The organism is Cryobacterium sp. MP_3.1 (assembly GCF_035984795.1).
In the GTDB taxonomy this organism is placed as follows: Bacteria; Actinomycetota; Actinomycetes; order Actinomycetales; family Microbacteriaceae; genus Cryobacterium; species Cryobacterium zongtaii.
In genome coordinates, this window is record NZ_JAXCHV010000012.1 from 20,112 (window position 1) to 33,729 (window position 13,618).

Below are 13,618 nucleotides of genomic sequence, written 5' to 3' on the forward strand. Positions count from 1 at the left end.
ATCGGCGATACACGCACCGCGGGGGTGTTGCGACGTCGTTCTTGGCAACGTGCCTATGCGGTGCGGCTTTTCAGTACCGACATCGTCGTGGTTTTGGCTGCTGTTTTCGGATCCCAGTTCATCTGGTTCGGGCTCGAGACTGTGGAGGTGGCGGCTCCGGAAGTTTTCAGCTTGGGCGCCAGCTACACGGTCGTCTCGCTTGTTCTCGTGGTCGCCTGGATGATCATGCTCGACGTGTTCGCCACTCGGGACCACAAGGTGATCGGCAGCGGAACGCTCGAATACAAGCGGGTCGCCGATGCAACCATCCGACTCTTCGGCCTCTTTGCGATTATCGCGTTCCTCTTCAAGATCGAGGTTGCGCGGGGGTACTTCCTCTTGGCGCTGCCTCTTGGTTTGGCGCTGCTGATCGGCACACGCTGGCGCTGGCGCCAGTGGTTGCGTAGGCGGCAGGCCAGGGGCTTCTATCTCTCCCGGGCATTGCTCATGGGGGAGCGGCGGAAGTCCGCCCATGTGGCGACCACCATCGCCCGCACGCCCGGCTCCGGGCTGCTGCTCGTTGGTGCCCTCACGCGCGAAGGCAGCCTCAGCGAGGGACCGATCAACGGGGTCCCAATCTCGGGGGACTACGCGGATCTACTCAGCGCCGTGGACGAGACCAACGCCGACACCGTGATCCTCACCGGCGCGGACGACATCGACCCCGAGGACATGCGCCGGGTGGGCTGGGAGCTCGAGGCCCGCGGCGTGGAGCTGATCGTGGCGCCGGCGCTCACCGACATCGCTGGGCCCCGCATCCATTCACGGCCCGTGGCCGGTATGCCGCTCATTCACGTGAGCTACCCGCAGTTCGAGGGCGCGAAGCGGGTGACCAAGCGCACCTTCGACATCGTCGGTTCGGCGTTGCTCATTCTGCTCTGCTCGCCCGGGCTCATTTGGGTGGCCATTGCGGTCAAGCGCTCCAGCCCCGGCAACATCGTCTACCGGCAGGAGCGTATCGGCCGGCATGGCGTCACGTTCGGCATGTACAAGTTCCGCTCCATGGTGCAGGATGCCGACGACCAGCTGGAGAGCTTGCTCGACGCGCAGGGCACCTCGGACACCCCGCTGTTCAAGGTGACCAACGACCCGCGCATCACCCCGGTCGGCAAGATCCTGCGCAAGTACTCCATCGACGAGCTGCCGCAGCTGTTCAACGTGTTGTTCGGTGAGATGAGCCTGGTGGGTCCGCGGCCGCAGCGCGCCGCCGAAGTGGCTCTCTACGACGACGCCGCACACCGCCGGTTGATCATGAAGCCGGGCATGAGCGGGCTTTGGCAGGTCAGCGGCCGTTCCAACCTCAGTTGGGAAGACAGCATCCGCCTGGATCTGTATTACGTGGAGAACTGGTCGCTCACGGCCGACGTCCTGATTCTGTGGCGCACGGTGCGTGCCGTGGTGACTCCCGAAGGGGCCGTTTAGTCGGCTGCTGGAGGGGTCGCGACAGGCTCGACCAGCGAAAGAAAACTCGGGGTCTCGACACGCTCCACCATCGGATGAATTCAGGGGTCTCGAGGAGCTCGAGCAGCGGAGGGGCGTGGCTGAACTCCCGCGGAACGACGCGGATCGCGCGACACGCCCAACGCGACACGCCCGGGTTGCACAATGACCTATTCCTGTGGCAGACTCTTCTAGTTCAACACTTTCGGATCGCGCTGCACGCGAGACCGGAATCACTACCAGGCAGTGCATAGCTCGCCCCTTGAGGGTCGGAGTAAGGCCGCGGGTAGCAGAACGAAGCTTAAATCAACTCCTTGGATGCTTGGGTAAAACCATGTCATCCGCCAGGCCCCGGCCTGGGGGAGTTGGCTCGAGAAGGTCGGATTCCCGGCCGGATCGAAATTGACAGATGAACAGTGGTGCGATAGCAGCAGTGCTACTACGGCGTCCAATGCAGCCCTCGGGATGTAAGAAGCCTTGACAAGAAAGAGAGTTCGACATGGCGGGACAGAAAATCCGCATTCGACTTAAGTCGTATGACCACGAGGTCATCGACATCTCGGCGCGCAAGATCGTCGACACCGTCACCCGTGCGGGTGCAACCGTTGTCGGCCCCGTGCCGCTTCCGACCGAGAAGAACGTGGTGTGTGTCATCCGTTCCCCTCACAAGTACAAGGACAGCCGGGAGCACTTTGAAATGCGCACCCACAAGCGTCTGATCGACATCATTGACCCGACGCCGAAGGCCGTCGACTCGCTCATGCGTCTCGACCTCCCGGCAGACGTCAACATCGAGATCAAGCTCTAGGGCCCGCGATGTCGTACGCAGATACCAAGACCACCAAGGGCCTCCTCGGCAAGAAGCTCGGCATGACTCAGGTGTGGGACGAGAACAACAAGCTTGTTCCCGTTACCGTCATCGAGATCTCGCCGAACGTCGTCACCCAGATCCGCACGAAGGACATCGACGGCTACGCCGGCGTCCAGATTGCCTCTGGCGCCATCGACCCCCGCAAGGTGAACAAGCCGTCCGCAGGACACTTCGAGAAGGCCGGCGTCACGCCGCGCCGTCACGTTACCGAGCTCCGCACCGCGGATGCCGCTGACTACACCCTGGGCCAGGAGCTCACCGTTGACGGTGTGTTCGTCGCCGGCACCAAGGTTGACGTCATGGGCACTTCCAAGGGCAAGGGCTTCGCCGGTGTTATGAAGCGTCACAACTTCAAGGGTGTTTCCGCTTCGCACGGTTCGCACCGCAACCACCGCAAGCCCGGTTCCATCGGTGCCTCCTCGACCCCCAGCCGTGTCTTCAAGGGCATGCGCATGGCCGGTCGTATGGGTGGCGAGCGCGTGACCGTGCTGAACCTCAAGGTTCACGCGATCGACGCCGACAAGGGCCTCATTCTGGTCAAGGGTGCCGTTCCCGGCGCCAAGGGCCGCCTCGTATTCGTCCGCACCGCAGTGAAGGGAGCGTAGTCCTATGGCTACCGCACTCGACCTCATCGATGCCAACGGCAAGAAGGCCGGCTCCGTTGAGCTGCCCGCCGAAATCTTCGACGTCCAGACCAACATCCCGCTGATTCACCAGGTTGTTGTCGCGCAGCTCGCTGCCGCACGCCAGGGAACGCACAAGGTAAAGAGCCGCGGAGAAGTTTCCGGTGCCGGCCGCAAGCCGTTCAAGCAGAAGGGAACCGGTCGCGCTCGTCAGGGCTCGATCCGCGCCCCTCAGATGACCGGTGGTGGCATCGTCCACGGACCGACCCCGCGCAGCTACGACCAGCGCACCCCGAAGAAGATGATTGCCGCCGCGCTCAAGGGTTCACTCTCTGATCGCGCCCGTGGTGACCGTCTGCACGTGGTGACCGCGCTGTTCTCGTCCGAGACGCCCAGCACCAAGGGCGCCATCACGCTGCTCACCCAGATCGCCAGCAGCAAGCACGTGCTGGTCGTTCTCGAGCGCACCGACGAGATGACTCTCCGCAGCATCCGCAACCTCCCGACGGTGCACGTGCTGTCGTGGGACCAGCTGAATGCCTACGACGTTCTCGTCTCTGACGACATCGTCTTCACCAAGGGCGCGTTTGACGCGTTCGTGGCGCACAAGACCAAGAAGGAAGAGGTGTCCGCATAATGGCTACCCCGATTCAAAAGGACCCCCGCGACGTCATCATCGCTCCGGTCGTCTCTGAAAAGAGCTACGGCCTGATCGACGAGGGCAAGTACACCTTCATCGTGGACCCGCGTTCGAACAAGACCGAAATCAAGCTGGCGATCGAGAAGATCTTCAAGGTTGAGGTTGCGTCGATCAACACCATGAACCGCATCGGCAAGACTCGCCGTACCAAGTTCGGCATGGGTAAGCGCAAGGACACCAAGCGTGCCATCGTCACGCTCAAGTCCGGTTCCATCGACATCTTCACGGCCGTCGGCTAAGCGGCCAGGACTAGAGGAATAAGAAATGGCTATTCGTAAGTACAAGCCCACGACCCCCGGTCGTCGCGGTTCATCTGTTGCGGACTTCGCAGAGATCACCCGTTCGACGCCCGAGAAGTCGCTGCTTCGTCCGCTGTCCAAGACCGGTGGTCGTAACAACCAGGGTCGCATCACGACGCGTCACATCGGTGGTGGCCACAAGCGCCAGTACCGCGTGATCGACTTCCGTCGTAACGACAAAGACGGTGTCAACGCCAAGGTCGCTCACATTGAGTACGACCCGAACCGCACGGCGCGCATCGCGCTGCTGCACTTCATGGACGGCTCCAAGCGCTACATCATTGCGCCGAACAAGCTGAACCAGGGCGACATCGTCGAGTCGGGTGCCGGTGCTGACATCAAGCCCGGCAACAACCTGCCGCTGAAGAACATCCCCACCGGTACCATCATTCACGCCATCGAGATCCGTCCGGGTGGTGGCGCCAAGCTGGCCCGCTCCGCCGGAGTGTCGGTTCGCCTGGTCGCGAAGGATGGCATCTACGCCCAGCTGCGCCTGCCGTCCGGAGAAATCCGGAACGTCGACGCTCGCTGCCGCGCCACGATCGGTGAGGTCGGCAACGCCGAGCAGTCGAACATCAACTGGGGCAAGGCCGGCCGGATGCGCTGGAAAGGCGTTCGCCCGACCGTTCGTGGTGTTGCCATGAACCCGGTCGATCACCCGCACGGTGGTGGTGAGGGTAAGACGTCCGGTGGACGTCACCCCGTCAGCCCCTGGGGCCAGAAGGAAGGGCGCACCCGCCACCCGAACAAGGAAAGCGACAAGCTCATTGTTCGTCGCCGTACCGTCGGCAAGAAGCGTAAGTAGGAGTAGACGATGCCAAGAAGTCTTAAGAAGGGCCCCTTCGTTGACGACCACCTGCTTCGCAAGGTTGTCAAGGCGAATGAAGCCTCAAGCAAGAACGTAATCAAGACCTGGTCGCGCCGTTCGATGATCATCCCCGACATGCTCGGGCACACCATCGCGGTTCACGACGGTCGCAAGCACATCCCGGTGTTCGTCACCGAGAGCATGGTTGGGCACAAACTCGGCGAGTTTGCTCCCACCCGCACCTTCCGTGGTCACGTGAAGGATGACAAGAAGGGTCGTCGCCGCTAACGCGGTGACGTGAAGGAGGAGAAATGGTGGAGTCGATCGCACGCGTGCGTCACATCCGCGTTACCGCCCAGAAGGCCCGTCGCGTTGTCAACCTGATTCGTGGCAAGCAGGCGCACGAAGCGCTGGGAATTCTCAAGTTCGCGCCGCAGGGCGCGTCCGACCCCGTGTACAAGCTGGTCGAATCGGCCATCGCGAACGCACGGGTCAAGGCCGATGCTGCGAACGAGTTCCTGGACGAACAGGATCTGTTCATCTCCCAGGCATTCGTCGACGAGGGCACGACGCTCAAGCGTTTCCAGGCCCGCGCACAGGGTCGCGCATTCCAGATCAAGAAGCGTACGAGCCACATCACTGTTGTGCTCGCCACTCCTGAGGAGGGTACGAAGTAATGGGTCAGAAAGTAAACCCGTATGGCTTCCGTCTGGGAATCACGACCGACCACGTGTCGCGTTGGTTCTCTGACAGCACGAAGCCGGGCCAGCGTTACAGCGACTTCGTCGCTGAAGACGTCAAGATCCGCCGCCTGTTGAGCACTAGCCTCGACCGCGCCGGCGTGTCCCGCATCGAGATCGAGCGCACCCGCGATCGTGTCCGTGTCGACATTCACACCGCCCGTCCGGGCATCGTGATCGGTCGTCGCGGCGCGGAAGCAGAGCGCATCCGGTCCGACCTTGAAAAGCTCACCGCCAAGCAGATCCAGCTGAACATCCTCGAGGTCAAGAACCCCGAGCAGGATGCACAGCTCGTCGCGCAGGGCATTGCAGAGCAGCTCTCCGCTCGTGTGGCTTTCCGCCGCGCGATGCGTAAGGGCCTGCAGGGCGCCCAGCGCGCCGGCGCCAAGGGTGTTCGCATCCAGGTGTCCGGTCGTCTCGGTGGCGCTGAGATGAGCCGTTCGGAGTTCTACCGCGAAGGCCGTGTGCCGCTGCACACCCTGCGCGCGAACATCGACTACGGCTTCTACGAAGCCAAGACCACCTTCGGCCGCATCGGCGTGAAGGTCTGGATCTACAAGGGCGACATCACCAACAAGGAACTCGCTCGTGAGCAGGCCAACGCTAAGTCGTCCCGCCCCGAGCGTCGTGACGACCGTCCCCGCCGTGCGCCTCGCGCAGAGGGCGCGGCTCCGGTTGCAGCAGGAGTTGAGGCTAAATAATGTTGATTCCCCGCAGAGTTAAGCACCGCAAGCAGCACCACCCCGGCCGTACCGGCCACGCAACCGGTGGTACCACTGTTTCGTTCGGCGAGTATGGCATTCAGGCCCTCACCCCCGCGTACGTGACCAACCGTCAGATCGAGTCCGCTCGTATCGCCATGACGCGTCACATCAAGCGTGGCGGCAAGGTCTGGATCAACATCTACCCGGACCGCCCGCTCACCAAGAAGCCTGCCGAAACCCGCATGGGTTCCGGTAAGGGTTCGGTCGAGTGGTGGGTCGCGAACGTCAAGCCGGGCCGCGTGCTCTTCGAGCTTTCCGGTGTCTCTGACACCGTTGCTCGCGAAGCGCTCACCCGTGCAATTCACAAGCTGCCCCTCAAGGCACGCATCATCAAGCGCGAGGAGGGCGACGCATAATGGCGATCGGATCCAAGGAGCTCGCCTCAGTCGAGCTCGACACCTTTGAAAACGAACGACTGTTCGACGAGCTGAAGAAGGCCAAGGAAGAGCTGTTCAACCTGCGCTTCCAGTCGGCCACCGGCCAGCTCGAAAGCCACGGCCGCCTTCGCGCGGTCAAGCGGGACATCGCACGCATCTACACGGTTCTCCGTGAGCGCGAGCTGGGCATTCGTGCCACTCCCGTCGCAGTCGAGGCTCCGGCCAAGGCTGAGAAGAAGACGACCAAGAAGGCCAAGGCCAAGGACGCATCCACGGATGCTCCCGAGGCTGACGCCGTCGAGACGAAGGAGGCCTAATCATGGCGAAGACTGACGAAACGGTCGTCCCCGCCGAGGCTCTCGTGCGCGGCTACCGCAAGACGATGCGTGGTTACGTGACCAGCGACAAGATGGATAAGACCATCGTTGTCGAGGTCGAAGACCGCGTGAAGCACCCCCTGTACGGCAAGGTCATCCGCCGTACGTCCAAGCTGAAGGTTCACGACGAGGCGAACACCGCCGGCGTCGGCGACCTGGTCCTGATCAGCGAAACTCGCCCGCTGAGCGCCACCAAGCGCTTCCGCCTGGTCGAGATTCTCGAGAAGGCCAAGTAAGCCTCGCGCTTACTTGATAGAAGGAGTTAGAAAGTGCTTCAGCAAGAATCACGACTCAAAGTTGCCGACAACACCGGTGCCAAGGTCCTGTTGACGATCCGCGTTCTCGGTGGCTCCGGCCGTCGTTACGCCGGCCTGGGTGACGTTATCGTCGCCACCGTCAAGGACGCCATCCCGGGCGGCAACGTCAAGAAGGGTGACGTCGTCAAAGCCGTCATCGTTCGCGTCAAAAAGCAGACCCGTCGTCCAGACGGCTCGTACATCAAGTTCGATGAGAACGCCGCAGTGATCTTGAAGGCTGACGGAGACCCCCGTGGTACCCGTATCTTCGGACCGGTCGGTCGCGAACTCCGCGACAAGAAGTTCATGAAGATCATTTCGTTGGCACCGGAGGTTATCTAAATCATGGCCAGAATCAAGAAGGGTGACCTCGTAGAGGTCATCACCGGCCGCACCCAGGCTCGCGGCGGAGACCGTGGCAAGCAGGGTCGTGTGCTCGAGGTACAGGTCGAGAAGAACCGCGTCCTGCTCGAAGGAATCAACTTCGTCAAGAAGCACGTTCGCGTCGGCCAGACCCAGCGCGGCTCCAAGACCGGCGGCATCGAGACTGTGGAAGCATCGATTCACGCTTCCAACGTCGCGCTCGTCGACCCGGAGACCAAGAAGCCGACCAAGGTCGGGTTCCGTCTCGAAGAGGTAACGAAGGACGGCGTCACCAAGACGGTCCGCGTTCGTTACGCCAAGAAGTCAGGTAAGGACCTCTAATGACTGACATCGCAACCGAGGGCGCAAAGCCCGTCGTTCTGCCGCGTCTCAAGCAGAAGTATCGCGAAGAGATCTCCCTGCAGCTCGCCAAGGACCTGGGTTTCACCAACGTCCACCAGGTACCCAACCTGACGAAGATCATCGTCAACATGGGTGTCGGCGAGGCAGCACGCGACGGCAAGATCATGGATGGCGCCGTCGCCGACCTCACCAAGATCACCGGCCAGAAGCCGCAGGTCACCAAGGCACGCAAGTCCATTGCGCAGTTCAAACTGCGTGAAGGACAGCCCATTGGCACGCACGTCACACTTCGTGGCGACCGCATGTGGGAGTTCCTCGACCGGCTGCTCAGCCTCGCCCTGCCCCGTATCCGCGACTTCCGCGGCCTCTCGGACAAGCAGTTCGACGGCGCCGGCAACTACACGTTCGGTCTCACGGAGCAGGTCATGTTCCACGAGATCGACCAGGACCGGATCGACCGTGTTCGCGGTATGGACATCACTGTTGTGACGACCGCCAAGAACAACGACGAGGGTCGCGCGCTGCTCAAGGCGCTCGGCTTCCCGTTCAAGACGGCCGAGAACTCCTAAACTAGCTTTACCCCGGGGGCCGGACAACCGTTCGGCCCCCTCCACCACCACAGGTCGTCATCCGTGTAACGGGTGCACGAAACCAGGCGAGAAAGGCACCACAAATGACAATGACAGATCCGGTCGCAGATATGCTGACCAGACTGCGCAACGCTAACTCGGCGTACCACGACACAGTGTCGATGCCGCACAGCAAGCTCAAGGCGCACATCGCAGACATCCTCAAGGCACAGGGTTACATCTCTGCCTGGGATGTCAAGGATGCAGAGGTCGGAAAGACCCTCACGCTGAACCTCAAGTTCGGCCCCAACCGCGAGCGTTCCATCGTCGGCATCAAGCGGGTTTCCAAGCCCGGCCTGCGCGTGTACGCAAAGTCGACTGAGATCCCCACGGTTCTCGGCGGCCTCGGCGTTGCCATCCTGTCCACCTCCAGCGGTCTGCTCACCGACCGCCAGGCTGAGAAGAAGGGCGTAGGCGGAGAAGTTCTCGCCTACGTGTGGTAGCCGACAATGTCACGTATTGGAAGACTTCCGATCGAGATCCCCGCGGGTGTCACGGTCGAAGCTAACGGCCAGGCCGTTAGCGTCAAGGGTCCGAAGGGTGAGCTCGCGCTCACCGTCGCCAACCCCATCGAGGTTCAGGTCACCGATGGCCAGGTTCTGGTCACGCGTCCCGACGACGAGCGCGCTTCGCGTTCGCTGCACGGACTGACCCGTACCCTGATCGCCAACCAGATCATCGGCGTCACCGTGGGTTACACCAAGGGACTCGAGATCGTCGGTACCGGTTACCGCGTTGCGCAGAAGGGCACCTCCGTTGAGTTCGCCCTTGGCTTCTCGCACCCGGTCCTCATTGAGCCGCCCGTTGGTATCTCCCTGACCGTCGAGGGCGTTAACAAGCTCACGGTCAGCGGTATCGACAAGCAGGCCGTCGGTGAGGTTGCCGCAAACATCCGTAAGATTCGCAAGCCTGAGCCCTACAAGGGTAAGGGTGTGCGTTACGCCGGCGAGATTGTTCGCCGCAAGGCCGGAAAGAGTGGTAAGTAACCATGGGTCTCGGAACTAGAGGAAAAAGCAAGTCGGCTGCCCGCGGACGCAGGCACGCACGTCTTCGCAAGAAGATCGAGGGGACCGCGCTTCGTCCGCGTCTCGTCGTCACCCGCTCGGCTCGCCACGTATTCGTGCAGGTCGTTGACGACAGCAAGGGTTTCACCCTCGCGTCGGCGTCGACTCTCGAAACCGGTCTGCGCACCTTCGATGGTGACAAGACCGCCAAGGCGCACAAGGTCGGCGAGCTCGTCGCCGAGCGCGCCAAAGCCGCCGGTATCGAAGCCGTCGTATTTGACCGTGGTGGCAGCAAGTACGCAGGACGCGTCGCAGCCATCGCCGAAGGAGCCCGAAAGGGAGGGTTGGACCTGTGAGCACTGAATCCAGTAGCACCGCAGCAGCGAAGGAAGCTGACGTCGTCACTGAAGTTCCGGTGGAAACCGCAGCTTCGACCACGCCGCCGCAGAACGAGCCTCGTGAGGCTCGCCGTGGTGGCCGTGAGCGCAGCCCGAACCGTGAGCGCGGAAGCCGTGACGCCGAGAAGAGCCAGTTCCTCGAGCGCGTCGTCACGATCAACCGTGTTTCCAAGGTCGTCAAGGGTGGTCGTCGCTTCAGCTTCACCGCTCTGGTCGTCGTCGGAGACGGTAACGGCCTGGTAGGCGTTGGTTACGGTAAGGCCCGCGAGGTCCCGACCGCAATCAGCAAGGGCGTCGAGGAAGCGAAGAAGAACTTCTTCCGCGTTCCCCGCGTCGGCCTGACCATCCCGCACCCCGTTCAGGGTGAAGCAGCTGCCGGAGTCGTTCTTCTCCGTCCGGCCGCAGCAGGTACCGGCGTTATCGCCGGTGGCCCGGTGCGCGCCGTACTCGAATGCGCCGGCATCCACGACGTTCTGAGCAAGTCGCTCGGTTCGTCGAACACCATCAACATCGTGCACGCCACGGTGGAGGCCCTGCACCAGCTCGAAGAGCCTCGTGCAGTCGCGGCTCGCCGTGGCCTTCCCTACGAAGACGTGGCTCCGGCCCGTTTTCTGCGTGCCGACGCGGCTGCAGCAGCAGCCGCCGCAAGCGCGAAGGCAGGTGCCTAATGGCTCAGCTGAAGATTACGCAGATCAAGTCCAAAATTAGTGAGAAGCAGAACCAGCGCGACACACTGCGCAGTCTGGGCCTGCGTCGCATTGGCGCCGTCACGATCCGCGAGGACAACTCGCAGAACCGTGGCTACGTCAACACCGTTGCTCACCTTGTGAAGGTCGAGGAGATTGACTAATGGCTGACGAGAAGGAAGCTACCGAGAAGGTAGCAACCAAGCCCGCCGCTAAGAAGGCCGCCGCCCCCAAGGCGACGACCACGAAGGCTGCTGCAGCCAAGGCTCCGGCCAAGACTGTTGCCGCTAAGAAGGCCGCCGCGCCGACTGAGCCCACTGAGGTCCGTCCGCAGGTACTGAAGGTGCACCACCTTCGTCCCGCGCCCGGATCGAAGAAGGACAAGCAGCGCGTTGGCCGTGGTGAAGGATCCAAGGGTAAGACCGCGGGTCGTGGAACCAAGGGCACCAAGGCGCGCTACACCGTGCGTATCGGTTTCGAGGGTGGGCAGATGCCGCTGCACATGCGCACCCCGAAGCTGCGCGGGTTCAAGAACCCGTTCCGCGTCGAGTACCAGGTTGTAAACCTGGAGCGCCTCGCCGAGCTGTACCCGACCGGTGGCGATGTAACCATCGCTTCTTTGGTCGCCAAGGGTGCCGTTCGCGACAACGAGAAGGTCAAGGTTCTCGGCAATGGTGACATTGCGGTTAAGCTGACTGTTGCAGTCGATAAGGTCTCCCGCTCAGCAGAGCAGAAGATCGTCGCAGCAGGTGGCTCGATCAAGTAGTAAGACCCGTAGACGAGATCGAGCTTGTCGAGCCTGCCCAGCGATTAAAGCGCTGGTGCTGACTCGGCAAGCTCGTTCTTTGTTACTAACTGGAGGCCTTTTTTGTTTAGCGCCATTGCGCGGATATTCCGCACGCCGGACCTTCGTAAGAAGATCGGGTTCACCCTGGGCATCGTCGCCCTGTTCCGTCTGGGCTCGTTCATCCCCGCCCCGTTCGTGGACTTCGGCAACGTGCAAGCCTGTCTTGCAGCGAACCAGGGAACGAGCGGCCTCTACGAGCTCGTGAACCTGTTCAGCGGTGGCGCCCTGCTGCAGCTGTCAGTCTTCGCGCTGGGGATCATGCCGTACATCACGGCCTCCATCATCGTGCAGCTGCTGCGCGTGGTGATCCCACACTTCGAGACCCTCTACAAGGAGGGTGCGGCGGGCCAGTCCAAGCTCACGCAGTACACCCGGTACCTCACCATCGCCCTGGGCATCCTGCAGTCGACCACGCTGATCACCGTGGCCCGCAGCGGCGCCCTGTTCGGCACCTCCGCCTCCTCCGAGTGCTCCCAGCTGCTCACCAACGACGCCTGGTACGCCATCATGCTGATGGTCATCACCATGACCGCCGGTACCGGCGTGATCATGTGGATGGGTGAGATGATCACCGAGCGCGGCATCGGCAACGGAATGTCGCTGCTGATCTTCACGTCGATCGCTGCCCAGTTCCCCAACTCGCTGATCTCCATCGCCCAGCAGAAGGGCATCGAGATCTTCCTGGTCGTCCTCGCGATCGGCCTCGTGGTCGTGGCGGGTGTGGTCTTCGTCGAACAGTCGCAGCGCCGCATCCCGGTGCAGTACGCCAAGCGCATGGTGGGTCGCCGTACCTACGGCGGCAACAACACCTACATCCCGATCAAGGTGAACATGGCCGGCGTTGTGCCCGTCATCTTCGCGTCGTCGCTGCTGTACCTGCCGGCCCTGATCGCCCAGTTCAACCAGCCCGCCGCCGGCGAGACGCCGCAGGCCTGGGTCACCTGGGTCACCAACAACCTCACCCAGGGCAGCCACCCGCTGTACATGGCGTTCTACTTCCTGCTCATCGTGGGCTTCACCTACTTCTACGTCGCGATCACCTTCAACCCCGAAGAGGTCGCCGACAACATGAAGAAGTACGGCGGCTTCATCCCCGGCATCCGTGCCGGCCGGCCCACCGCCGAGTACCTCGACTACGTGCTCACCCGCGTGACTCTGCCCGGTGCTCTCTACCTCGGCCTCATCGCGCTGATCCCGCTGATCGCGTTCTCGCTGATCGGCGCCGACCAGAACTTCCCGTTCGGTGGCGCCAGCCTGCTGATCATCGTCGGCGTCGGCCTGGAGACGGTCAAGCAGATCGACTCCCAGCTGCAACAGCGCCACTACGAAGGGCTCCTGCGATGACCCGTCTTCTCGTGATCGGACCCCCCGGGGCCGGCAAGGGCACTCAGGCCGTGCGCCTGGCCGAAGCGTTCGGCATTCCCGCCATCTCCACCGGCGACATCTTCCGTCACAACGTGAAGACCGAAACCGAGCTGGGCCTGAAGGTCAAGGCGTTCATCGAGGCCGGCAAGTACGTGCCCGACTCCCTGACCAACGAGATCGTCGCCGACCGCCTTCAGGAGCCGGATGCCCGTGGCGGCTTCCTGCTGGACGGCTACCCGCGCACCACCGACCAGGTGCTCGAGCTCGACCGCCTGCTCGACGCCGAGGGCACCTCGCTCGACGCCGTGGTGCAGATCGTCGCGGACACCGACGAGGTCGTCGCCCGGCTGCTCAAGCGGGCCGCCGAGCAGGGCCGCGCGGATGACACCGCCGAGGTCATCCGGCACCGTCTCGACGTGTACGAAGAGCAGACCGCACCGCTCATCGACCTGTACGACAAGCGCGGCGTCGTGGTCACCATCGACGGCCTCGGTGCCGTCGACCAGGTCACCGACCGCATCGTGGCCGCGCTGGCCGAACGCGGTCTGCACGCCGTCGGGCCCACCGACGCCGTGGCGGCATCCGTCTAGATTTGCTGTGATGGGGCGTCGGCTTCGGTCGGCGCCCTT

23 protein-coding genes are annotated in these 13,618 nt (G+C 62.6%); all 23 read left to right on the forward strand.

The genetic code is table 11. The features are described from left to right. Positions 1 to 60 precede the first annotated feature (60 nt). The 23 genes from RCH12_RS09650 to RCH12_RS09760 all read left to right on the forward strand — a co-directional run bounded on the left by RCH12_RS09650 (position 61) and on the right by RCH12_RS09760 (position 13,579). Positions 61 to 1,461 carry a sugar transferase gene (locus RCH12_RS09650; RefSeq protein WP_327016743.1) on the forward strand — a complete coding sequence of 467 codons (1,401 nt, stop codon included), beginning with the start codon at positions 61 to 63 and terminating at the stop codon, positions 1,459 to 1,461. A gap of 517 nt (positions 1,462 to 1,978) precedes the next feature. Next, positions 1,979 to 2,287 carry a 30S ribosomal protein S10 gene (rpsJ, locus tag RCH12_RS09655; protein ID WP_035834607.1) on the forward strand — a complete coding sequence of 103 codons (309 nt, stop codon included), beginning with the start codon at positions 1,979 to 1,981 and terminating at the stop codon, positions 2,285 to 2,287. Positions 2,288 to 2,295: 8 nt separating this feature from the next. Then, complete coding sequence (rplC, locus tag RCH12_RS09660; protein WP_088457178.1) at positions 2,296 to 2,955, forward strand: 50S ribosomal protein L3; 660 nt, start codon at positions 2,296 to 2,298, stop codon at positions 2,953 to 2,955. Positions 2,956 to 2,959: 4 nt separating this feature from the next. Continuing rightward, on the forward strand, positions 2,960 to 3,610 hold the full coding sequence (gene rplD, locus RCH12_RS09665) for a 50S ribosomal protein L4 (protein ID WP_088457177.1): 651 nt from the start codon (positions 2,960 to 2,962) through the stop codon (positions 3,608 to 3,610). Then, positions 3,610 to 3,912 carry a 50S ribosomal protein L23 gene (rplW, locus tag RCH12_RS09670; protein ID WP_088457176.1) on the forward strand — a complete coding sequence of 101 codons (303 nt, stop codon included), beginning with the start codon at positions 3,610 to 3,612 and terminating at the stop codon, positions 3,910 to 3,912. Before rplD ends, rplW begins: the two co-directional genes overlap by 1 nt. A gap of 25 nt (positions 3,913 to 3,937) precedes the next feature. After that, the gene (rplB, locus tag RCH12_RS09675; RefSeq protein WP_066597631.1) at positions 3,938 to 4,777 is read left to right on the forward strand and encodes a 50S ribosomal protein L2; all 840 of its coding nucleotides are present in this window, start codon (positions 3,938 to 3,940) and stop codon (positions 4,775 to 4,777) included. Between the two features lie 9 nt (positions 4,778 to 4,786). Then, complete coding sequence (rpsS, locus tag RCH12_RS09680) at positions 4,787 to 5,068, forward strand: 30S ribosomal protein S19 (RefSeq protein WP_066597628.1); 282 nt, start codon at positions 4,787 to 4,789, stop codon at positions 5,066 to 5,068. 23 nt (positions 5,069 to 5,091) lie between these two features. Next, positions 5,092 to 5,457 (forward strand): 50S ribosomal protein L22, encoded by a 366-nt coding sequence (gene rplV / locus RCH12_RS09685; RefSeq protein ID WP_066597626.1) that lies wholly within the window; start codon positions 5,092 to 5,094, stop codon positions 5,455 to 5,457. Further along, positions 5,457 to 6,221: a 30S ribosomal protein S3 gene (gene rpsC, locus RCH12_RS09690; RefSeq protein ID WP_066597624.1), complete on the forward strand. Its 765-nt coding sequence runs from the start codon at positions 5,457 to 5,459 to the stop codon at positions 6,219 to 6,221. Before rplV ends, rpsC begins: the two co-directional genes overlap by 1 nt. Next, entirely contained in the window at positions 6,221 to 6,640 is a 420-nt protein-coding gene (rplP, locus tag RCH12_RS09695; RefSeq protein WP_066597622.1) for a 50S ribosomal protein L16, read from the forward strand. The genes rpsC and rplP overlap by 1 nt, the downstream gene beginning before the upstream one ends. After that, a complete protein-coding gene (rpmC, locus tag RCH12_RS09700) occupies positions 6,640 to 6,978 on the forward strand; it encodes a 50S ribosomal protein L29 (RefSeq protein WP_066597620.1) in 339 nt (112 codons plus the stop codon). The genes rplP and rpmC overlap by 1 nt, the downstream gene beginning before the upstream one ends. 2 nt (positions 6,979 to 6,980) lie before the next feature. Then, positions 6,981 to 7,274 carry a 30S ribosomal protein S17 gene (gene rpsQ / locus RCH12_RS09705; RefSeq protein WP_088457175.1) on the forward strand — a complete coding sequence of 98 codons (294 nt, stop codon included), beginning with the start codon at positions 6,981 to 6,983 and terminating at the stop codon, positions 7,272 to 7,274. 33 nt (positions 7,275 to 7,307) lie between these two features. Continuing rightward, positions 7,308 to 7,676 (forward strand): 50S ribosomal protein L14, encoded by a 369-nt coding sequence (gene rplN, locus RCH12_RS09710; protein WP_066597616.1) that lies wholly within the window; start codon positions 7,308 to 7,310, stop codon positions 7,674 to 7,676. A 3-nt stretch (positions 7,677 to 7,679) separates the two neighbouring features. Beyond that, entirely contained in the window at positions 7,680 to 8,039 is a 360-nt protein-coding gene (gene rplX / locus RCH12_RS09715; RefSeq protein WP_327016744.1) for a 50S ribosomal protein L24, read from the forward strand. Further along, on the forward strand, positions 8,039 to 8,629 hold the full coding sequence (gene rplE / locus RCH12_RS09720; protein ID WP_088457173.1) for a 50S ribosomal protein L5: 591 nt from the start codon (positions 8,039 to 8,041) through the stop codon (positions 8,627 to 8,629). The genes rplX and rplE overlap by 1 nt, the downstream gene beginning before the upstream one ends. A gap of 104 nt (positions 8,630 to 8,733) precedes the next feature. Then, the gene (rpsH, locus tag RCH12_RS09725; RefSeq protein ID WP_066597609.1) at positions 8,734 to 9,132 is read left to right on the forward strand and encodes a 30S ribosomal protein S8; all 399 of its coding nucleotides are present in this window, start codon (positions 8,734 to 8,736) and stop codon (positions 9,130 to 9,132) included. Between the two features lie 6 nt (positions 9,133 to 9,138). Further along, on the forward strand, positions 9,139 to 9,675 hold the full coding sequence (gene rplF, locus RCH12_RS09730) for a 50S ribosomal protein L6 (protein WP_088457172.1): 537 nt from the start codon (positions 9,139 to 9,141) through the stop codon (positions 9,673 to 9,675). A gap of 2 nt (positions 9,676 to 9,677) precedes the next feature. After that, positions 9,678 to 10,049: a 50S ribosomal protein L18 gene (gene rplR / locus RCH12_RS09735; protein ID WP_088457171.1), complete on the forward strand. Its 372-nt coding sequence runs from the start codon at positions 9,678 to 9,680 to the stop codon at positions 10,047 to 10,049. Then, complete coding sequence (gene rpsE, locus RCH12_RS09740; RefSeq protein ID WP_088457170.1) at positions 10,046 to 10,759, forward strand: 30S ribosomal protein S5; 714 nt, start codon at positions 10,046 to 10,048, stop codon at positions 10,757 to 10,759. The genes rplR and rpsE overlap by 4 nt, the downstream gene beginning before the upstream one ends. After that, positions 10,759 to 10,941, forward strand: coding sequence for a 50S ribosomal protein L30 (gene rpmD / locus RCH12_RS09745; protein ID WP_066597599.1), 183 nt, complete (start codon positions 10,759 to 10,761; stop codon positions 10,939 to 10,941). The genes rpsE and rpmD overlap by 1 nt, the downstream gene beginning before the upstream one ends. Then, positions 10,941 to 11,543, forward strand: a complete 603-nt coding sequence (gene rplO, locus RCH12_RS09750; protein WP_088457169.1) for a 50S ribosomal protein L15 — start codon at positions 10,941 to 10,943, stop codon at positions 11,541 to 11,543. Before rpmD ends, rplO begins: the two co-directional genes overlap by 1 nt. Before the next feature lie 102 nt (positions 11,544 to 11,645). After that, entirely contained in the window at positions 11,646 to 12,968 is a 1,323-nt protein-coding gene (secY, locus tag RCH12_RS09755; RefSeq protein ID WP_088457168.1) for a preprotein translocase subunit SecY, read from the forward strand. Next, positions 12,965 to 13,579, forward strand: coding sequence for an adenylate kinase (locus tag RCH12_RS09760; RefSeq protein ID WP_088457167.1), 615 nt, complete (start codon positions 12,965 to 12,967; stop codon positions 13,577 to 13,579). The genes secY and RCH12_RS09760 overlap by 4 nt, the downstream gene beginning before the upstream one ends. Positions 13,580 to 13,618 lie beyond the last annotated feature (39 nt).